Source organism: Stutzerimonas stutzeri, assembly GCF_024448715.1.
Taxonomy (GTDB): Bacteria; Pseudomonadota; Gammaproteobacteria; order Pseudomonadales; family Pseudomonadaceae; genus Stutzerimonas; species Stutzerimonas stutzeri_AR.
Window position 1 is genome coordinate 192,170 of record NZ_JAMOHZ010000009.1, and the last position, 19,260, is coordinate 211,429.

The 19,260-nt window shown below is 60.1% G+C and carries 17 protein-coding genes and 1 pseudogene; 9 read left to right on the forward strand and 9 right to left on the reverse strand.

What is annotated here, in order from left to right; genetic code table 11:
• Position 1: 1 nt before the first annotated feature.
• Complete coding sequence (locus tag NAV33_RS18935; RefSeq protein WP_255982911.1) at positions 2–244, reverse strand: hypothetical protein; 243 nt, start codon at positions 242–244, stop codon at positions 2–4.
• A gap of 228 nt (positions 245–472) precedes the next feature.
• Positions 473–901: pseudogene (locus NAV33_RS18940) on the reverse strand (DNA methylase).
• Positions 902–1,299: 398 nt separating this feature from the next.
• Here NAV33_RS18940 and NAV33_RS18945 point away from each other — a divergent pair.
• The 3 genes from NAV33_RS18945 to NAV33_RS18955 all read left to right on the forward strand — a co-directional run bounded on the left by NAV33_RS18945 (position 1,300) and on the right by NAV33_RS18955 (position 4,860).
• Complete coding sequence (locus NAV33_RS18945) at positions 1,300–2,253, forward strand: TAXI family TRAP transporter solute-binding subunit (protein WP_255982913.1); 954 nt, start codon at positions 1,300–1,302, stop codon at positions 2,251–2,253.
• Positions 2,254–2,425: 172 nt separating this feature from the next.
• The gene (locus tag NAV33_RS18950) at positions 2,426–4,462 is read left to right on the forward strand and encodes a TRAP transporter permease (protein ID WP_255982915.1); all 2,037 of its coding nucleotides are present in this window, start codon (positions 2,426–2,428) and stop codon (positions 4,460–4,462) included.
• Positions 4,459–4,860 carry a DUF1850 domain-containing protein gene (locus NAV33_RS18955; protein ID WP_255982917.1) on the forward strand — a complete coding sequence of 134 codons (402 nt, stop codon included), beginning with the start codon at positions 4,459–4,461 and terminating at the stop codon, positions 4,858–4,860. Before NAV33_RS18950 ends, NAV33_RS18955 begins: the two co-directional genes overlap by 4 nt.
• Before the next feature lie 46 nt (positions 4,861–4,906).
• Here NAV33_RS18955 and NAV33_RS18960 read toward each other — a convergent pair whose 3' ends face one another.
• From NAV33_RS18960 to NAV33_RS18975, 4 genes are all read right to left on the reverse strand, one after another.
• Positions 4,907–6,091, reverse strand: coding sequence for a PepSY-associated TM helix domain-containing protein (locus NAV33_RS18960; RefSeq protein ID WP_255982919.1), 1,185 nt, complete (start codon positions 6,089–6,091; stop codon positions 4,907–4,909).
• Between the two features lie 69 nt (positions 6,092–6,160).
• Positions 6,161–8,677, reverse strand: coding sequence for a TonB-dependent siderophore receptor (locus NAV33_RS18965; RefSeq protein ID WP_255982921.1), 2,517 nt, complete (start codon positions 8,675–8,677; stop codon positions 6,161–6,163).
• A gap of 102 nt (positions 8,678–8,779) precedes the next feature.
• Positions 8,780–9,739 (reverse strand): FecR domain-containing protein, encoded by a 960-nt coding sequence (locus NAV33_RS18970; protein WP_255982923.1) that lies wholly within the window; start codon positions 9,737–9,739, stop codon positions 8,780–8,782.
• Positions 9,736–10,254 (reverse strand): sigma-70 family RNA polymerase sigma factor, encoded by a 519-nt coding sequence (locus NAV33_RS18975; protein WP_255982925.1) that lies wholly within the window; start codon positions 10,252–10,254, stop codon positions 9,736–9,738. The genes NAV33_RS18970 and NAV33_RS18975 overlap by 4 nt, the downstream gene beginning before the upstream one ends.
• A gap of 153 nt (positions 10,255–10,407) precedes the next feature.
• Here NAV33_RS18975 and NAV33_RS18980 point away from each other — a divergent pair, with 153 nt between their 5' ends.
• Positions 10,408–10,932 (forward strand): DUF3617 domain-containing protein, encoded by a 525-nt coding sequence (locus NAV33_RS18980; protein WP_255982927.1) that lies wholly within the window; start codon positions 10,408–10,410, stop codon positions 10,930–10,932.
• 54 nt (positions 10,933–10,986) lie between these two features.
• Here the strand turns inward: NAV33_RS18980 and NAV33_RS18985 are convergent, their stop codons facing one another.
• Complete coding sequence (locus NAV33_RS18985) at positions 10,987–11,340, reverse strand: NADH:ubiquinone oxidoreductase (protein WP_255982929.1); 354 nt, start codon at positions 11,338–11,340, stop codon at positions 10,987–10,989.
• A gap of 91 nt (positions 11,341–11,431) precedes the next feature.
• Here NAV33_RS18985 and NAV33_RS18990 point away from each other — a divergent pair, with 91 nt between their 5' ends.
• Positions 11,432–12,391 carry a CobW family GTP-binding protein gene (locus NAV33_RS18990; protein WP_255982931.1) on the forward strand — a complete coding sequence of 320 codons (960 nt, stop codon included), beginning with the start codon at positions 11,432–11,434 and terminating at the stop codon, positions 12,389–12,391.
• Between the two features lie 9 nt (positions 12,392–12,400).
• Here NAV33_RS18990 and NAV33_RS18995 read toward each other — a convergent pair whose 3' ends face one another.
• Both NAV33_RS18995 and NAV33_RS19000 read right to left on the reverse strand, forming a co-directional pair.
• On the reverse strand, positions 12,401–12,775 hold the full coding sequence (locus tag NAV33_RS18995) for a DUF3301 domain-containing protein (protein ID WP_255982933.1): 375 nt from the start codon (positions 12,773–12,775) through the stop codon (positions 12,401–12,403).
• A gap of 88 nt (positions 12,776–12,863) precedes the next feature.
• Positions 12,864–13,271: an SMI1/KNR4 family protein gene (locus NAV33_RS19000; RefSeq protein WP_255982935.1), complete on the reverse strand. Its 408-nt coding sequence runs from the start codon at positions 13,269–13,271 to the stop codon at positions 12,864–12,866.
• Positions 13,272–13,474: 203 nt separating this feature from the next.
• Here NAV33_RS19000 and NAV33_RS19005 point away from each other — a divergent pair, with 203 nt between their 5' ends.
• From NAV33_RS19005 to NAV33_RS19020, 4 genes are all read left to right on the forward strand, one after another.
• On the forward strand, positions 13,475–15,733 hold the full coding sequence (locus NAV33_RS19005; protein ID WP_255982937.1) for an ATP-binding protein: 2,259 nt from the start codon (positions 13,475–13,477) through the stop codon (positions 15,731–15,733).
• Positions 15,734–15,746: 13 nt separating this feature from the next.
• Positions 15,747–16,232 carry a response regulator gene (locus tag NAV33_RS19010; RefSeq protein WP_255982939.1) on the forward strand — a complete coding sequence of 162 codons (486 nt, stop codon included), beginning with the start codon at positions 15,747–15,749 and terminating at the stop codon, positions 16,230–16,232.
• 67 nt (positions 16,233–16,299) lie between these two features.
• Positions 16,300–18,696: a response regulator gene (locus tag NAV33_RS19015; protein WP_255982941.1), complete on the forward strand. Its 2,397-nt coding sequence runs from the start codon at positions 16,300–16,302 to the stop codon at positions 18,694–18,696.
• Positions 18,696–19,259: a biliverdin-producing heme oxygenase gene (locus NAV33_RS19020; protein WP_255982943.1), complete on the forward strand. Its 564-nt coding sequence runs from the start codon at positions 18,696–18,698 to the stop codon at positions 19,257–19,259. The genes NAV33_RS19015 and NAV33_RS19020 overlap by 1 nt, the downstream gene beginning before the upstream one ends.
• Position 19,260: the final 1 nt, after the last annotated feature.

The following is a 19,260-nucleotide window of genomic DNA, read 5'->3' on the forward strand; positions in this document are numbered from 1 at the left end:
CTCAGCGCCCCGATTGCGCGCGGAAGCCCGGCATCTCGCTGGGACGATCGACACGCGTAGCGGGCTGCGTGCAGTTGAGGTCGCGAAAGGGCTGGCCATTGAGCAGTTCCCAGCCATGACCGGGCGGCGTTTGTCGGCAAATGACGGTGCCGTCCGCCTTGCTCTGCCACTGGTAATAAGGCGCGGGGCCGGCAGAGGCCAATAGCGGCAAAAACAGGCTGAACGCAAGCAATACGGCGCGCATGGGACGGACTTCGACAGGGAGCTGGCGCCACTGTAGCCGGATCGGTTCAAAGCGCAAAGCTTCGCCAGCAAGCTGGGCTCCTACACAAGCAAGCCGCGGCTCGCCCATAACTTCGCCGGCAAGAAATCGGTGTCTCCCGGCTTCCACAAAAAGCAGCCGCCCGCGCGCCCCTGTAGGAGCGAGGGGGACGCCGAGTCCTTGCTCGCGAATAGCATCGGCAGGCACTGTTCAATACCAGACCTTCGCCGCCTCGCGCATGAAGATTTCCACCGTCTTCGGCCCGATACCCTCGAACTCGGCCAGGCGTTTCTCCAGCTCCTTGCGGTCCTTGCTCTGCTCACGGATGTTGCCGAGCTTGCCGCCGTAGTCGCTGTTGAGCTTGGCGCACAGCTTGAGCAGCCGTTCGGCGGTCGACTCGTCGTAACGCACGTAATGTGCTTCGCCGAGCATGTTCACCAATTCCTGCCAGCTGCAATTGCAGACTTTTCGAGGGGTATCGCGCTTGTGCTGGTCGACGATGACCCGATAAGCCTCGGCGGCGATATCCTGCTAGATGCGCTTGCCGAACAGGAAGCTGGCGATGAACCACTTGAACAGCTCGCCTTCGCCCTTCTCGATTTCGATACCCAGGTCCTTTGCGCTGATTTCGCTTGCCATTGGCGACCTCGCTTTAAGCAGTCTTCCCTCATGCGACGCCGGTGATGGCGCCAGGTTCGGGGTTTTCCGTCGAACTAGTCGACCGGCTCGCCATAGCGTCGGCAAAATTCCGCCTACCACTTGTGCATGGTGAGCGATTTATTGCCAACGGCAAGCGAACTGGCGCGTTAACTCAACGTGGCAGAGCCCTGCAGACATATGGCACGGCTCGTGCTTTATTCTGTTTCGCCCGATGCGATTACCACGACAAGAAAGCCGCACAGCGCGCCCCGTTTTCACTACGAAAGCTAACCCGTTGCCGTATCCGCCTTTCTTGTCCGCTAGTAGCCTTGTAGCTGCAGCCGATCGTCTATCGTTTAGGGTTGCGAAAACCAATAACAACGAAACGGAGTTACACAATGAGACTGACCAAACGCTTCAGCCTGCTCGCTGCCGCAGCGGCCTTCACTGCCAGCACCGCCGCGGTGGCCGCGCCGACCTTCATCAATATCCTCACTGGCGGCACCAGCGGTGTGTACTACCCGATCGGCGTAGCCGTCTCCCAGCTGTACAGCAAGGGCATTGACGGCTCGAAGACGTCCGTACAGGCGACCAAGGCTTCGGTCGAAAACCTCAATCTGCTGCAGGCCGGTCGCGGCGAGCTGGGCTTCGCCCTCGGCGACTCCGTGGCTGACGCCTGGAACGGCGTGGAAGACGCAGGCTTCAAGGCGCCGCTGAAGAAACTGCGCGCCATCGGCGGCAGCTACCCGAACTACATCCAGATCGTTGCCAGCCAGGAATCTGGGATCAAGACCCTGGCAGATCTCAAAGGCAAATCGATTTCCGTCGGCGCGCCGAAATCCGGCACCGAGCTCAACGCCCGCGCCATTCTCAAGGCCGCAGGCCTGAGCTACGAAGACATGGGTAAGGTGGAATACCTTCCGTTCGCCGAGTCGGTCGAGCTGATCAAGAACCGCCAGCTCGATGCCACCCTGCAGTCCGCCGGCCTGGGCATGGCCGCGATCCGTGACCTGGCTTCGACCATGCCGCTGAACTACGTGGAAGTACCGGCAGACGTGGTCGCCAAAATCAACAACCCGGCCTACCAGTCGGCCAACATCCCTGCCGGTACTTATGACGGCCAGGAAGCCGACGTGCCGACAGTTGCCATCACCAACATTCTGGTTACCCATGAAGGCGTGTCCGACGACGTGGCCTACCAGATGACCAAGCTGCTGTTCGAAAACCTCGATAAGCTGAGCAATGCTCATTCGGCAGCCAAGGACATCAAACTGGAAAACGCAGCCAAGAATCTGCCGATCCCGCTGCATCCGGGTGCCGAGCGTTACTACAAGGAAGTCGGCGCGCTCTGACTACCTTGGGGCGGCCAGTGCCGCCCCGATCCGATTGGCGGCGCTGCCCGCGTTCGCCAATCGGCCCCTAAACAGACCTTATTTGCAGAGGCGCTAGTAAAACCAGCGTGTATTCACGGCAGGTTTTGTTAGCGATTCTACGCGACCACGATTCACTAGCTCGAGGCATTCCATGAGCGAACTACAACAAGAACAAGGATTGGCAAGTAACCCTGCCGATTGGCCAAAGGCCCTGTTCTATGTCGCCCTGCTGTTTTCCATCTATCAGATCATCATGGCGGCATTTCACCCAGTATCGAGCCAGGTGCTACGGGCGGGACACGTCGGCTTTTTGCTGATGCTTGTGTATCTGAGCTTCCCGGCGAACGGCAAAGGCCGCCCGTGGCAGCCGCTGGCATGGGTGCTCGCTCTGGCCGGTATGGGAACGGCGTTCTATCAGTGGTATTTCGAAGCCGATCTGATTCAGCGCTCCGGTGACCTGACCACCTTCGACTTTGTCGTCGGTGTAGCGCTAATCGCACTGATCTTCGAGGCCGCGCGACGAGTAATGGGCATTGCGCTGCCAATCATCTGCGCAATGTTCCTCGCTTATGGCCTGTTGGGCGAATATCTGCCCGGTGACCTTGCGCACCGCGGCTATGGCTTCGACCAACTGGTCAATCAGCTGGCATTTGGCACCGAGGGCCTATACGGAACACCGACCTATGTGTCGGCCACTTATATATTTCTGTTCATTCTGTTCGGTGCATTTCTCGAACAAGCCGGCATGATCAAGCTGTTCACCGACTTCGCCATGGGCCTGTTCGGCCACAAGCTCGGCGGCCCGGCCAAGGTTTCGGTGGTGTCTTCAGCGTTGATGGGCACCATCACCGGCTCCGGCGTCGCCAACGTTGTCACCACCGGCCAGTTCACCATCCCGCTGATGAAACGCTTTGGTTACCGAGCGGCTTTTGCCGGTGGGGTCGAGGCAACGTCGAGCATGGGCAGCCAGATCATGCCGCCAGTAATGGGCGCCGTGGCTTTCATCATGGCCGAAACCATCAACGTGCCCTTCGTCGAAGTGGCCAAAGCCGCATTGATTCCCGCTCTGCTCTACTTCGGCTCGACGTTCTGGATGGTTCACCTGGAAGCCAAGCGCGCCGGTCTCAAGGGTCTGCCGAAGGACGAGTGCCCAAGCGCCTGGGCGGCGGTGAAAGAGCGCTGGTACCTGCTGATTCCGCTGCTTGTGCTGGTCTGGTTGTTATTCTCCGGGCGTACGCCCATGTTCGCCGGGACCATTGGTCTGGCGCTGACCGCCATCGTGATTCTCGGCTCCGCAATCATCTTGAAGGTCTCGTCGTTCGGGTTACGGATCGCATTTTGGATCGCGCTGGGTCTGCTCTGCGCAGGATTCTTCCAGCTCGGGATAGGCGTGATTTTCGGCGTTATCGCCGTGCTGGTGGCCGTGTGCTGGTTCATCAAGGGCGGTCGTGACACGCTGATGATCTGTCTGCATGCGCTGGTCGAAGGCGCCCGTCACGCCGTACCGGTCGGTATCGCCTGCGCCCTGGTTGGCGTGATCATCGGTGTGGTTTCGCTAACAGGCGTGGCCTCGACGTTTGCCGGCTATATCCTGGCTGTCGGCGAGAACAACCTATTCCTATCGCTGCTTCTGACCATGCTGACCTGTCTTGTGCTGGGCATGGGCATTCCGACCATCCCCAACTACATCATCACCAGCTCGATCGCCGCACCAGCATTGCTGGACCTTGGTGTGCCGCTAATCGTTTCGCACATGTTCGTCTTCTACTTCGGCATCATGGCCGACCTCACGCCTCCAGTGGCGCTGGCCTGCTTTGCCGCTTCGCCGATTGCCAAGGAGACGGGGCTGAAGATCAGCTTTTGGGCGGTACGCATCGCCGTTGCCGGTTTCGTCGTGCCGTTTATGGCGGTATACGACCCAGCGTTAATGATGCAAGGCGACAGCTGGGTGGCGACGATCTACATGCTGCTCAAGGCTGCCCTGGCGATTGGACTCTGGGGAGCGGTGTTCACCGGCTTCCTGCAAAGCAAGCTGACCTGGTGGGAGCGGCTGCTTGGCTTCGCGGCAGGGGTAAGCCTGATCCTCGCCTCGCCAATGAGCGATGAGGTTGGCTTTGCGTTGGCGGCGCTGTTCTTTGCTCAGCACTTCTGGCGCGCCCGCCGCGCTGCGCAAGTCGCAACGGCATGATAGGGCTCTGCCTGGGATTGGCTGGGGTGGTGTGGGCACAAGTGCCTACAGCCGACTTCACCCTGGCCTGGTCCCACACGATCGAGAAGATTCGTTGGGAAGAGGATTACCGCGTGACGCCGGAGGGGCTGCTACTCGGCGAAGCGCGGGTCAAGGGTTCAGGCGCCGGGATGGAAATCCCGGATGACGCCGAACTGCGTGACGGCACCTGGCACTACCAGCGTCAGGTCCCGCCGTTGCAACCGCTGCTTGTGGGGCGAACCCCCGAAGCAGGGGATTATCAACTGTGTTTCGACCAGCGTTGCCACGCGATGAGCGAATGGCTCGGTCCGCCAAAAGCGGACCAGCCCTCGCTGGAACTCTGGAGCTGCGCCACGCAAGTGGCCGGTTCACGGTGAACAGCGGCCGGTTTTCCGGCCGCCTCACTCTCCCCTGCGCTTCTAATCAATTCGCTTCCAACAGCACGTCTCGCCTGACGGCCGCGCTCCGCCGTGCCCGCGACTTGCGCCACCAGATCACCACACCCGTCACTGACAGCACGGCAATCGCCACGCCAAGAATGGCGATCAGGATCCGCCCCGGCATACCGAGAATCCGGCCGCCATGGATCGCCGGCTGCAGCATGTGGAACTGCTCACCCAACGTGCCCTGACCCGGTATTTCCTGCCCCAGCAATTGCGTCCCATCGCTGCCATGGAAGAACAGCCAGGCATTGCCCTGGTTGCTGTCGTGATCACCGAAGCCGGCGCCATAGAAGTTGTATTCGAAGCTGTAGTACAGCTCGCCGATGGGCTCGCTCAGATTCAGATCGGCGGCGTGCTGCATGGCGTAATCGTAGGCTTGGTGGAAGTCGTACTGAGTTACGCCCAGCTGGTCCTTCGGCAGCCTGCCGCGTGCCTCGTAGACACTCGGTTCGACCGGCGAAAATAGCGAAACCACCGGTTTGAACACCTGCTCCGGCAAATTCATCGCGATGCTGCTGATCGCCACCGGGGTGAGCAATAACCACAACCAGAGCCCGCCGGCACGGTGCACATCATGGTTGAGTCGCTGCCGCTTGATCTTCCAGGCCGTCCACCATTTGCCGAAAAACGGTCGCCCACGCGGAAAGGTCAGCAGCAATGAGACGAAGCAGTCGAGGGTCCAGAAGATCGCTATCACGCCCATCAGCCAAAGTCCCCAATTGCCGGGCAGCGACAGGTTGTAGTGGAATTCCAGCATGAAGGGCACGAAGTTTTCGCGGGAGAAGCAGCACTCACCCCAATAGCGCGTGCCAACGACCTCGCCGGTAACTGCGTCGAGATACTGCACGACGGGCTTTTCATCGAACGGCTTGCCGGTTGCCGAATCGTTGCGCGGCACCAGCGCCATCAGCGCGGCGTGACCCGGCTCGTCGGGAAACTCCATGTACCAGACCTGCATCCGCGGATTGGCCTGCTGGACGCGATCGACCAGTGTCCCCGGCGCCAGCACCGGTCCTTCGCTGGTGGTGTGGTAGAACTGTGGATTCAGCCATTCGTCCAGCTCGTGGTGAAAGGCCAGAATGCTGCCCGTAATACCGGCTAGGAACAGGAACAGCGCCGTTGCCAGGCCGATGTAACGGTGCAGAAGAACCAAGATCGCGCGCATCGTCAGTTTCCATATTGCAGAAAGCACAAAGCCGCCGGCCCGTCAGGACCGGCGGCGCAGCGCTCGTTGTCAGAAGTCGTGGCTGATGGTGGCGGTCACGTTTCGTTCGGCTCCGTAGTAGCAATAATTGAGGCTCCCGCAGGATGCGACATAGCTTTCGTTGGTCAGGTTGTTTGCGTTCAGGCGAACCTCGGTTCCCTTCAGGCCAACCTTCGACAGGTCATAGCTAAGCGATGCGTCATACAGCGTGTACGACGGTACGTGCACGGTATTTTCCGCGTCGGCCCAGCTCTTGCCCATGTAGCGCACGCCGAGCCCCGCGCCTAGTCCGGCGAGACGGCCCTTGAGGAAGCGGTAGTCCGCCCATAGGCTGGCCATATGCTTGGGTGATTGCGCTGGGGTGTTGCCCCTCACATCGCGCACCACATTGTCAGCTGCCCTGTTGAAGTAACTCTTGGTGTATTCCACGTCGGTGTAGGTGTAGCTGCCAAGCAACCGAAGGCTTTCCGTCAGCTGTACGCGTCCTTCCAGTTCGAGGCCTTGTGATTCAACTTCGCCCACCTGCCGATAGAACTCTTCATTGGCCAGCTTGGTAGCGACGTTTTCCTGGGTGATGTGAAACAGAGAAGCGGTGTAGAGATCATCGGTGCCATTGGGTTGATATTTCAGCCCCAGCTCCCACTGCGTCCCCTCCGAGGGCTCGATCAGGCTGCCGGCGGCGTCGCTGTAGGTCGACGGGTTGAACGATTCGGAGTAGCTGATATAAGGCGCGATGCCGTTATCGAATTGGTAGAGCACGCCTGCGCGGCCGGTCAGCTTGCTGTCTTCGAGCGAATTCTCGGTTCCGCTGGCGCGACTGAGCAGGCCAGTTGTCGAGCTGAACTCATCCACTCGGTTGGTTTCCGACACTTCGAACCAGTCCTTGCGCAGCCCCAGCGAGACATTCCATCGACCGAACTCGATAAGATCCTGGACGTAAGCGCCGGTCTGCTCTTTGCGGCGCAGGTAGCTGTACAAGTCATAAGGTGCGAAATAGGCAATCTCGTCGTTGCCGTAGGTAGGATCGAATGGATCGATGTTGCTCGGTTGCCCATAGGTCCAGTCCACTACGTTCTTGATGCGCTGGTAATCGAGCCCCATGACCAGCGTATGCATGGCCGAGCCCGTCATGAATTCAGCTTGAACCATGTTATCGACGATCCACGAATGCAGCCTCTCTTCAGCACCGGTGTACTGACGATAGAGCTCGTTGGGGTTGGGGGTGTAGATGTCATAGCCCCAGGCATACACCTGTTCCTGAGTGTGCTCCGAGTCCAGGTAACGGAAATTCTGCCGCACACTCCAGACATCGTTCAGACGATGCTGGAATTCATAGCCGAACATCTGCTGTTCGCGCTTGGCTGTGTCCAAACCCGGCTCACCTTCAAAGAAGTTGTCGGAGATTCGCTGCCCGTTGGTATGCGGATACAACGTACCGGAAGCCGGCAATCCTCCGTGATAGCCGCTTTGCGGATCGCTCTGCAGATAGGCGTACAGATTCAACGAGGTGTCCTCGCTGAAATTGATCGCCACGCTTGGCATGAGGGTGTAGCGGGTTTCTTCGACATGATCGAACTGGCTATCGCTGTCCTTGGCGAGGCCCACAAGACGGTAAGCGATGTTGTCAGTCAGCGGTCCGGTGAAATCGAAGCCCAAGCTCTTGTAGTCGTTACTACCCACGCCGAATTCCACCGAGCGTCGCGTTTCGAATTGTGGCCGCTTGGTGGTCACTGCGACGAGACCCCCGGGATTGCTTCGCCCATAAAGCACCGAGGACGGCCCCTTGAGCACATCGATGCGCTCGACGAAGTAAGGGTCGACCTGCAGGCTGCTGTAGGTACCCGCATCGCTCATCGACTTAAGGCCGTCGACGATGATGTTGTCCACCGAGCCGTCATTGAAGCCACGCATCGCGACGTAGTCGTAGCGTTTTGTTGCGCCGTAGGGGTTGGTCACCACGCCGGGCACGTAGCGAATTGCTTCGGAAACCGTCTGCGATCCCTGATCGTCTATCTGCTGACGCGTGACGACCGAGACGCTTTGTGACGTCCGCACCAACGGCATACTGGTCTTGGTCGCCACGCTGCTGTGGGTCGCACTGTACCCCTGCATCTCACCCAGCGCGTTACCCAGAGCGAAGCCCTCGACCACCATCGGCTTCAGTTCGAGCGCATCAGCCTGCTCACGACGCGGCGCCAGCGAGTAAGTGCCTTGCTCATCGCGCACCGCCTGCAATCCGCTGCCCTGCAACAGTGCTGCGAAGCCGTCCTCAATCCCGTATTGACCTTGCAGGCCGCTCGATTGGCGCCCCTTGAGCAGACTGCCGTCAACGGACAACATAACCCTCGCCTCGCCCGCAAAGCGGCTAAGCGCACTGGACAGTGGACCCGCGGGAATATCGTAACCGCGCACTGCCTGTTGGCTGGCTGATTGCGCCAAGGCCATAGGCGAAGTGGCGAGCGCTGCCAGCGGCAAGCAGAGCATGGCGGCGCGAACGGCCTGAGTAAGCGTGCAGGAACGGCGAAGCGGCAGAGCAACAGAACGCATGGGTCATCCTTTTTGCGAAGGCAAAATCGTGATCGTTGCCGTTATGCCCAGCGAGGCCGCAAAAGGGGAACTGCAGATAAGAATTTTTTACATTCGTGTTAATCAAGCGCCTGTGCCGTGTTGCAGCGGCTCCAGACTCACCCACCAAGGCAACCGCCTATTGATACGCAACGCCAGCGTGCTCGCCACCACCTCCAGTACCCGCTCGGTATCCGCCAACGGATAAGCACCCACGACGCGCAGGCCCGCCACACGCGGATCGCAACCGAGAAAGCCCTGCCGATAGCGTGCCAGTTCAGCGACGAACTCATCCAAGCGCAGGTTATCGGCCAGCAGAACGCCGCTGGCCCACGCCTGGCGGCCAGCCTGAACGGGACGATCGGGTTCGATATGGAGGCTGCTGAACACAACTTGCTGACCGCGCATAGCCGTTCGCGAACCGCCCTGCCCGGCTGGCTGAATATCAACCACACCGTCGAACACGCTGAGCTGTGTACTGCCGTCACGTTGAAGCACCGAAAATCTAGCCGCATCACGCGTCTGTAGACGACCTTCGGCAGTGCGCAACACCAGAGGCCGTCGCTCGGCAGGCACTTGGATCAGCAATTCGCCACGGTACAGCGACAGACTTCGGGTTTGATCGTCAAAGGCGATGTCTATCGCGCTGTCGGTGTTCAGCCACAGCTGCGTGCCATCCTCCAGGCGCCAGTTACGTACTTCACCGACCGCTGTGCGTTGATCCGCCGCCCAGCTACGCCAAGGCATCGCGCCGCAAGCCAGCGCCAAAGCGCCACCGCCACACAGAACGGAAAGTGTTTTCAGCGCCTGGCGTCGATTGGGCTGACGGCGCTCCAATAGAGCAGACGCCACAGGACTGAAGGGATCGCCGGCCAATGGTTCGAAACGCCCGCTGATCTGTTCCACCCGCTGCCAGGCCCGCGCATGTTCGGGAACGGCGAGCCAATCGTGCCACGCCTGACGATCCGCTTCGCTGACGGAGCCTGATTTCATCACGGCGAACCACTGCGCCGCGGCCTGCAACACTGCGTAATCGAGGCTCATGCTTCGTCTTCGATCAGTGTCAGACAGTGCAACATGGCCTGCGCCATGTACTTCTTGATCATCCGCTCAGACACTTGGAGCTCGACGGCGATAGCCGCATAGGTCATCCCATGGAGCTGCGAAAGCAGAAACGCGCGGCGTACCTTCTGTGGCAACCGCGCCAGCATCGCATCGACCTGCAACAGTGTTTCGATGACCAACGCCTGAGATTCGGGTGAAGGCATAACGGCCTCTGGCTGTAGCGCGATCGCGTCCAGGTAGGCCTGTTCGATTTGCCGGCGTCGCCAATGGTTGATCAGCAGCCCCCTGGCGATGGTATGGAGATAAGCGCGTGGCTCGCGGATCGTCTCCAGGCCCTGATCCTTCATCAGCACGCGAACAAAGGTATCTTGCGCCAGGTCGGCAGCCCTCTGGCTGCAGCCAAGCTGGCGGCGCAGCCAGCCGTTCAACCAGCCCTGATGATCGACATAGAGCCGATGCACCAGTTGTTGCCGCACCAGACCCTCGGTCGCCATGGTTGTTGCCCTTCACCGTCGAGACGCTAATGCTAACGCTTCTCAACATCGCAAGCTATGGTCATCCCAGCGCATGCGTGAATTTCTACGGCGCACATCGTCGTTTATTCATACCTCGACTAGGCTCAGCTGAAACCGGTTTCGGAGGTCGAAATGAAATACATCGCTCAGCTGACTGCCGCCATACTGCTCTTCAGCGTACCGCCAGCCCAGGCCGTCGAGATGCTGCCCGGCCTTTGGGAATTTTCCAGCGACGACATCGAAGTGGATGGCATGCAGATGCCGGGCGTGGCGGAGATGGTCGAACAGATGAAGAGCCTGTCTGGGGATCAGAGAAAGATGATGGAGGATATGCTTGCTGCACAGGGCGTCGAGCTGGGTTCCGGCGGCATACGGATGTGTCTGAGCGAGACGCAGGTGAAATCCCGCAAGTTACCGTTTCAGGACGAGCACGGTTGCACTCAGGAAATCACCGAGCAGACCGACAGCCTGTGGAAGTTCAGCTTCGAATGCCCGGACGCCACGGGACAGGGCGAAACACGGCTGATCAGCGAGCGCGAAGTGACCAGCGTCATCGAGAGTGATTACCGGGTCGGCAATCAGCAAGGCAGCAGTCGCATGCAATCACACGGCAAATGGCTGAGCGAGGATTGTGGGACGCTCAAATCGAAAGAGTGACGATTTGTAGAGGTTTCACGTGGAACCCCCAGCATGTCGGCCTAAGCGGGGTCGCTATTCGGCCACCCAATCGCCAGCGCTGTTTTGTTCGCAGGCGGGCTGGAGGAAGCGTGCATCACTGGCAACGCCGTAGTAGTGAATGTCCTGCCGATAGGGCATGTTCGATACGTGGGCATTGCGGCAAATGCCAAAGGCGCCGCCGGGGCACTGCTCGACAAATGTCACTTCCACCTTCTGGTTCTTGAGTTCGGGCTGGCAGAAGCCGGAACGAAACAGTTCGGTAGGAATTGTGCGGTTCTGCTGGCAGACCTTCACCTCGATTCGATCGTCCTGGCTGTGAACAACACAGCCCTCGGCCAGTGCCTGCCCGGCAAAGCCCAACAACAATAAAAAACACACAGAACGCATCAATCTGGCCCTCCCGGTGAACCGTCGCGACTCTAGCACGCGCCTCCGAAAATCGCTTTCATCCGATCTGCCGATTACGCACCATAGCGGCATGTTGACCCATATTCCTACCCACCTGATCACCGGGCCGCTTGGTGCCGGCAAGACCAGCCTGATCCGTTCATTACTGGCGCAGAAGCCGGCCAACGAGCGCTGGGCTGTGCTGATCAATGAGTTCGGCCAGATCGGTCTCGATGCTGCACTGCTCAGTACAGATAAAGACGGCGTTAGCCTCGCCGAAGTCGCCGGTGGCTGCCTGTGCTGCGTCAATGGCGTGCCGTTTCAGGTCGGCCTAACTCGGTTGCTACGCAAGGCCAAACCACATCGGCTATTGATCGAGCCTTCAGGTCTTGGTCACCCGACCGAACTGTTTGCACAACTCGGCGCGCCGCCGTGGCAAGAGGTACTCGCGTTACAGCCTTGCGTCGCGGTACTCGACGCACCAGCGCTAGCGCGTGACGAAACATTGCCGCCGAGCCAGCAACAAGCGCTGCCTCGTTGTGGGTTGTTATTACTGAACAAAAGCGAAACGCTGAATCAAGCGGATCGCCACCGCATCATCGAGCGGTTGCCGTCATTGCCATTGCGCTGGACGCACCAGAGCCACCTGCCGATCGCCGAACTGCCGGGAATCGATCAGCGAGCCGGTCCTCGCGCTTTAGCGCCATCACCCGACTCCGCTGTGGTTCTGGGCGATGTCTGGCTGGATCCGCAACAAGCTTTCTGCCAGAGCCAGGGAAGCGATGAGGGCTGGAGCATTGGCTGGCGTTGGCATCCGAGTCAGCGTTTTGATCTGCAGCGCGTCGCGCAGTGGCTCGGCGGGTTGGGCTGGCGACGTGCCAAGTTGGTAGTACACGGCCCTGAGGGATGGCGCTCGGCCAATGCGCTGGCTGGGGAGCCGATCGTCTTCGTGGCCAGTGAATGGCGAAAGGATTCGCGGCTCGAACTGATCTTCAGCGAGCCGCAGGATGAACAGCTTCTAAAAACGGCGATGGGTGCCTGTCGGCTGTAGCGCAACGACTCATTCGCCGCGTCTCCGCCAGTCGTCCATCTGGATCACCTGGCCCGAATCCGGCCGCGCATGAAACGGGTGTGCATCCATCTCGATCGGCCCGGGGCGTGCACCGAACATGACGATGCTGCCTTGGTGGCGCTGTTCGCCCGTCACCGTGAACTCGAAACCATACACCCGCGCGAAGCGGCGCTGGCCGCGCGCATCGCGGATCAACCCTAGCCGACGAAACGCGACGTTGCCATCGAGCAACTCGACGTCCATTTTTTTGCAATGCTGTCGCACCGCCGCCAGCGCGCGCTCGCGTATTCCATGGGAATGCCAGAGCCACGCGCAAGCGGTGGCCAGCAGGAGAAAGATGAACAGGTTGCCAAGCGTCACCATAGATTGAGCAACCCAAACCGCTGACCGGCGGATGCATACGCGCTCCATGCGTCGAACAACGGCGCTTTAACGACCGTAGCCAAGCCGCTCAACTTTCCAACCAGACGTCACGGACCCAGTGCCAAACCGACTCCCAGCTCTCATCGGTGAGCTCATGCTCGTCGCCATCGAACAACATGACCTCACCCTCCAGATCCACCACATAATAGTCGGGGCCATCCTGGCAGATCGGTAGCAGATCGCGCGATACGCCGGCATCCCAGGCGTTCGCCGCTACTTCCGGCAGATAGGTATGCGATTGCGGATCGACGGCAGTGACCGGCTCGAGCCGGCCGTACACCACATCGCTGACCAGTAGCAGGAATTCGCGCAAGCCGTACGGCAAGTTGATCAGCAATTCTTCTTCGACTTCGACCAGACGGTCATCGTCCGGCAGTTCCAACGGCACCGGCACCGGCTCATTGAGTTCACGCAGCTGCTCGATAACCTCTTCCATGACAGTCCTCCTTCTACAGTCGCCAGGAATGCGCCGTTTATACAAGCCCGCGCATTGGCTAGCCAGTACCAGTCGCGCTAAAGTGCGTGATCGCTCAGGAAAGCCGCATCCCGCCGCGCGCAAGCGCAACGATGCAGCCACCCTGATAACCGCATGAGTGTTCGCTCGGCGTTCAGCCCGATTGGGCTCGACCAGGAGATATCGTGGCATCCTCCAACGAACGCGACAGCCTTGCACGGGCCGTCGCCCTATGTGGTGAAGAACCCATCCACATTCCCGGAAGCATTCAGCCTCATGGGTTTCTGCTGGTGCTCAAAGAGCCTCAGCTGATCATCGTCCAAGCCAGCGAAAACGTCTTGCACTGGCTCGGCGTGGACGCGCAGGCACTGCTCGGACGCCCGCTCACCGAACTGATCGGAGAATGCGGTTTCGCCGAACGCCTGGCTGCGCTGGCTGAGGACGACCACAATCCGTTCCACCTCAGCGATATCAGCTTCAGCCTGCCGGAGCGTGTCGACCAGCCGTCATTCGCCTTGATGGCGCACCGCTATGACGGTCAGCTTATCGTCGAGTTCGAGCGTGCCGGCAGTTCCGGAAAAGCCTACGACACGCTGTATCCGCTGATGCGGACCTTTGTCGTGCAATTGCAGGAAGCACAGGATCTAGAATTGATCTGCCAACTGGCCGTACGCGAGGTCAAGCGCATCACCGGTTTCGGGCGGGTCAAGGCTTATCGTTTCGATGCGCAGGGCAACGGCCTGGTACTGGCCGAAGAGGCCGATGACGGGTATCCACGCTATCTTGGGCTGCATTTTCCAGCCTCGGATATTCCGCCGCAGGCGCGTCAGCTCTATCGCAACAACCTGATCCGCGTGATACAGGATGCCAATTACAAGCCGTGCCCTCTGCTCCCGCCGATCAATCCGGACACCGGTAAACCGCTGGACCTGAGTTTCGCCTCGCTCCGTAGCGTGTCGCCGGTGCACCTGCAATACATGCGCAACATGGGCACGCTCGCATCGATGTCCATTTCGATCGTCATTCAGGGCGAGCTGTGGGGCATGATTTCCTGCCACGACGCCTCGCCGCGCGCGGTGGGCTACCAGACCCGTACGGCATGCGAGCTGTTGGGGCGCATCCTGTCGCTGCAGATCGAAGCCAAAGAGGCGGCCGCATTGGCTCAGCGCAAGCTGGAACTGCGTCGGCAGATCGTCGAGATGCTTTCTGCCATGGCCGACAGGGACAGCGTCATCGAAGGATTCAAGAGCTTGCCGACCGTGGTGCTCGGTTTCGCCAGTGCTAGCGGCGCCGCGATCATCTCCGGCGAACATCACGAAACCATCGGTGAAACTCCACCCCCCGAACTCCTGACCCGCCTGACCCTGTGGCTGTCACAGCAGCAAGAGCGCTTGGTGTTCAGTACTGACTGCGTGATGCGCGATATCCCGGCCGTGCCTGAACTGGCCGAACACGGCGCAGGGTTGCTGGCGATTTCGATTTCGCGTCTACATCCGCACTACCTGCTCTGGTTCCGCCGTGAGCAGATCAAGACGGTGAACTGGGCCGGTCAGGCAGACAAACAACGCGACGATCATGGCGGGCTCACCCCTCGCGACAGTTTCGAAAGCTGGCGCGAGACGGTTAGGGGCTATGCCCGACCCTGGCAGCAAGTGGAGATGGAAGGTGCGCTCGAGCTACGCACCGCCGTGCTCGGCATCGTTCTGCGCAAAGCTGAGGAAATGGCCCAGCTCGCCGGCGAGCTGCGTGAAAGCAACAAGGAGCTGGAATCGTTTTCCTACAGCGTCTCGCATGACTTGCGTGCACCGCTGCGGCACATCGCAGGATATGCGGAGTTGTTGGGTGAACTGGAAGGCAGCAAGCTGAGCGACCGCGGGTTGCGTTTTCTCGACAACATCAGCGATGCGGCCCGTTTCGCGGGCACGCTGGTGGACAACTTGCTGAGCTTTTCCCAGATGGGCCGCGCGGCACTGCGTCTGTCAGACGTTAATCTCCATGCGCTGGTCGAATCCATTCGTCAGGAACTGGCGCCGGACTGCGAAGACCGGCAGATAGAATGGCAGGTTCGGGCAATGCCTGTGGTCGTGGCCGATGCCGCTTTTATTCATATGGCTCTGCGCAACCTGATCTCGAACGCCATCAAATACAGCCGCACACGCGAGCATGCAACGATCGAGATTGGGGCCGAGCAACGCGCCGAGGAAACCATCGTCTACGTCCGCGATAATGGCGTGGGCTTTAATATGCAGTACGCCAACAAGCTATTCGGTGTATTTCAGCGCCTGCATCGAATGGAAGAGTTCGAAGGCACCGGAATCGGCCTGGCCAGCGTACGACGTATCGTCGAGCGCCATGATGGGCAAGTTTGGGCAAACGGTGAAGTCAACCAGGGCGCGACGTTCTTCTTTTCGCTGCCCAGACTCACCTATGCGTCATCCATTTAGTACGGGACCTTTGATGCTCAAGCCGATTCTTTTGGTAGAAGACAACCCTCACGATCTGGAGCTGACACTGGTCGCGCTCGAGCGCAGCCAGCTGGCCAACGATGTGATTGTCATGCGCGACGGTGCCGAGTCGCTCGATTACCTGTTGCGTCGCGGCGAATATGCCCATCGCGCCGATGGCAATCCGGCCGTGTTGTTGCTCGACCTCAAGCTGCCCAAGGTGGACGGCCTGGAGGTGCTGAAGATCGTCCGCGAAACCCCGGAACTACGCAGTATCCCGGTCGTGATGCTGACTTCCTCGCGTGAAGAACCGGATCTGGTGAAGGCCTACGAACTCGGGGTGAACGCATACGTGGTCAAGCCGGTCGAATTCCGGGACTTTGTCGCGGCGATTTCCGACCTGGGTATCTTCTGGGCTGTTCTCAACGAACCGCCACCGGGGTCGTTTCGGTTAAAGCGCCAACGCCGCGGCGCTCAAGGCGACGAGGAGCCGAGCTGAAAGGCGGCTCTGAACGACTGGGCAGCAGTCTTCTATCAAGCAGTGCGACACCCGCGACAGGAAGGTTATGTCACCGAAAAAAAATATCAGCCTCCTGTTCGTTGAAGACAGTCCGCACGACGCCGAGCTGGCACTCCTGACGCTGGAACGGACCCATTACATCGTCGACACGGAAATCGTCTACGACCGTGCCGGAGTCCTCGAAGCACTGCAACGGCGACGCTTCGATCTGATCCTTTCGGACCTCATTCTGCCTGGCTACTCGGGCAGCCAGGCACTCCAGGACGCCAGACAACTGGCCCCCGAAACGCCTTTTATCTTTCTGTCCGGCGTGTTTGGCGAAGAACACGCCGTCAACATGATGCGGTCCGGCGCCGTCGACTACGTACTCAAGCAGAATTTGAATTTCCTGCCCAAGGCAATCGAGCGCGCATTAAGCGAAGTTCAGGAGCGCCACGGGCGGCTTCGCGCCGAGGAGGCGCTGCGCGAGGTAGAAGTGCGCGCGCGTCTGGCCATCGATGCGGCGGGCCTGGGTATGTGGGACTTCGAGCTGCAGAGCGGCACGATGATTCTCGATCATCGCTGCCGCACGATGCTCGGCCTGCCCGACGACGCTGCGGTGAATATCGGAGTGCTCGGCTCGCTCTGCCATCCCGATGATCTGCAGCGTATACGCGAGAAGATCCAGGATGCCCTTTCCGAGGGTGACAAGGAATTCACCATCGACTACCGGATATTGCTCGATGACGGACGGGTGCGCTGGGTGGAAACACGTGGTCAGGGCTTCTTCGAGAATGATGCATGCCAGCGCTTCATTGGCGTGGTGATGGATATCACCGAACAGAAGCTGGCGACCGAAGCGCTCAAGCGCATGAACGAAACGCTCGGCGAGCGCGTCGAGGCCCGCACCCGTGAGCGCGACCGCACCTGGGAGCTGTCTCGCGACCTGCTTGCAGTAATGCGTTTCGATACTACGGTCGTCGCCCTCAATCCAGTCTGGGAAGACACGCTCGGCTGGCCGCGCGAAACGCTCATCGACCAGCCCCTCTGGTCGCTCGTACACCCGGACGATATCAGTGCAACGCTCGAGGAGACCGATCGGATCTGCCGGGGCAACTTCACCGATCGCTTCGTCAATCGTATGCGACACCGTGATGGAGGCTATCGCTGGCTTTCGTGGACGGCCGTGCCTGAAGGCGAAAGGATGTACGCCGCGGGGCGCGACATCACCAGCGAGATCGCTGCGGTCGACCGGCTAGCGGCGGCCAACCGCGAGTTGACGGAGCAGATCAAAGAGCGCGAGCGCATCGAAGCCACTCTGCAGCAGATGCAGCGTCTCGAGGCCGTCGGCCAGCTCACCGCCGGCGTCGCGCATGACTTCAATAATCTGCTCACGGTGATCCTCACCAGTGCCAGCTTTCTCAAGAACGATTTGGAAAGGGGCGCGCCGCTGTCCAAGTCATTGAGCCGCCTGCAATACATTCAAGAGTCTGGCGAGCGCGGCGCGACCTTAACCAGCCAATTGCTGGCGTTCGCTCGTCGTCAGCAGCTAGCCCCGAAGGCGGTGGACCTCAACGACACTCTGGTCGGCTTGCTCAGTCTGTTGCACAGCACGCTTGGCGGTGCCGTCACCATCGAGACCGATACCTGCGCCGGGCTCTGGCACGCCCTGGTCGATCCAACACAGATCGAAATGATCATCCTCAACCTGGCGATCAACGCGCGCGACGCCATGGGTTCGGGTGGGCGCTTGTCCCTCAGCACCGCGAACGCGGTGATAGACACGCCAGCGCTGCGAGCAGAAGAGCCCGGCCCTGGCGAGTACGTGGTTCTGTCGGTCAGGGACACCGGCATAGGCATGAGCGATGAAGTACTGCAGAAGGCTTTCGAGCCGTTTTTCACCACCAAGGAAGTGGGTAAGGGCTCAGGACTCGGTTTGGCGCAAGTGTTCGGCTTCGCCAAACAGTCCGGCGGCGGTGCGCGGATAGAGACCGAAGTGGGAGTGGGCACTACCGTCAAAGTCTATCTGCCGCGGGTTCAGGCCCCCGAACTGCCGATCGGAGCGCCGGAATGTCCCCCCAGCACGCCGATCGGTGATGCATCGAATACCGTCTTGCTGGTCGACGATGATCAAAGCGTGCGCGAAGTGACTGCACAAATGCTGGTCAACCTTGGTTACACGGTGATCCAGGCGGAGAGCGGCCACAGGGCACTGCAACTGCTCAACGACGGCACGATGGTGGATCTGCTTCTGGCGGATTTCGCCATGCCAGGGATGAATGGTGGCGAACTGGCCAGAGCCGTTCTGTCGAGTTATCCGAAGCTGCCCGTAGTGTTCATCACCGGGTACGCCGAGCTTGGAGAGCTAGGCATGGGCAGTTCGACGATCATCCAGAAGCCCTTCCGCGAAGACGACCTGGCCAGCAAGATCCGCGGAGCGCTCGCCGAAGCGAGTCCAGCCTGATGTCATCGTTGCGTCAATGGATTCGCGAGGCGAGCGCGCCAATGCACGAGCGTGTCGATGCGGCATATTCCCGCTTTGAGCTGAGCGATCGCCACGATTACGGACGGTTTCTGCGCGCCCACGGCGCTGCCCTGTTCAGTCTGGAAGCTACGCTGGAACAAGGCGGGATCTCGCGCCTGCTGTCGGATTGGCCCGAACGACGCCGAAGTGCGGCGTTACGTGAAGACCTACAGACGCTCAAGATTGCCCTACCGACTCCGCTGAGCCTTGAACCGGGAACCGGCGAAGGCTGGTCTTGGGGCGTAGCCTATGTGCTGGAGGGGTCACGGATAGGCGGTCGAGTGCTGTCCCAGCGTGTCCGCGAGGGTGGCTCCATCGGCCCGCTGCGCTACCTCGGTCATGGCGAAGGCACTCCGCTATGGCCGCGTTTTCTGGTGCAGTTCGAGCATCGAGCGAAAACGGTCGACCGGGATCAGCTGCTTGCTGGCGTGCAGCTGGCGTTCGGACAGTTTCTTTGCGCGGCCGAGCATGAGTTACAGACCGCCACCTCGGTACAGCCCTAGC

Coding starts and splice junctions, on each gene's coding strand:
- NAV33_RS18935 (WP_255982911.1), bottom strand. CDS start 244: ATGCGCGCCGTATTGCTTGCGTTCAGCCTGTTTTTGCCGCTATTGGCC.
- NAV33_RS18945 (WP_255982913.1), top strand. CDS start 1,300: ATGAGACTGACCAAACGCTTCAGCCTGCTCGCTGCCGCAGCGGCCTTC.
- NAV33_RS18950 (WP_255982915.1), top strand. CDS start 2,426: ATGAGCGAACTACAACAAGAACAAGGATTGGCAAGTAACCCTGCCGAT.
- NAV33_RS18955 (WP_255982917.1), top strand. CDS start 4,459: ATGATAGGGCTCTGCCTGGGATTGGCTGGGGTGGTGTGGGCACAAGTG.
- NAV33_RS18960 (WP_255982919.1), bottom strand. CDS start 6,091: ATGCGCGCGATCTTGGTTCTTCTGCACCGTTACATCGGCCTGGCAACG.
- NAV33_RS18965 (WP_255982921.1), bottom strand. CDS start 8,677: ATGCGTTCTGTTGCTCTGCCGCTTCGCCGTTCCTGCACGCTTACTCAG.
- NAV33_RS18970 (WP_255982923.1), bottom strand. CDS start 9,739: ATGAGCCTCGATTACGCAGTGTTGCAGGCCGCGGCGCAGTGGTTCGCC.
- NAV33_RS18975 (WP_255982925.1), bottom strand. CDS start 10,254: ATGGCGACCGAGGGTCTGGTGCGGCAACAACTGGTGCATCGGCTCTAT.
- NAV33_RS18980 (WP_255982927.1), top strand. CDS start 10,408: ATGAAATACATCGCTCAGCTGACTGCCGCCATACTGCTCTTCAGCGTA.
- NAV33_RS18985 (WP_255982929.1), bottom strand. CDS start 11,340: ATGCGTTCTGTGTGTTTTTTATTGTTGTTGGGCTTTGCCGGGCAGGCA.
- NAV33_RS18990 (WP_255982931.1), top strand. CDS start 11,432: ATGTTGACCCATATTCCTACCCACCTGATCACCGGGCCGCTTGGTGCC.
- NAV33_RS18995 (WP_255982933.1), bottom strand. CDS start 12,775: ATGGTGACGCTTGGCAACCTGTTCATCTTTCTCCTGCTGGCCACCGCT.
- NAV33_RS19000 (WP_255982935.1), bottom strand. CDS start 13,271: ATGGAAGAGGTTATCGAGCAGCTGCGTGAACTCAATGAGCCGGTGCCG.
- NAV33_RS19010 (WP_255982939.1), top strand. CDS start 15,747: ATGCTCAAGCCGATTCTTTTGGTAGAAGACAACCCTCACGATCTGGAG.
- NAV33_RS19015 (WP_255982941.1), top strand. CDS start 16,300: ATGTCACCGAAAAAAAATATCAGCCTCCTGTTCGTTGAAGACAGTCCG.
- NAV33_RS19020 (WP_255982943.1), top strand. CDS start 18,696: ATGTCATCGTTGCGTCAATGGATTCGCGAGGCGAGCGCGCCAATGCAC.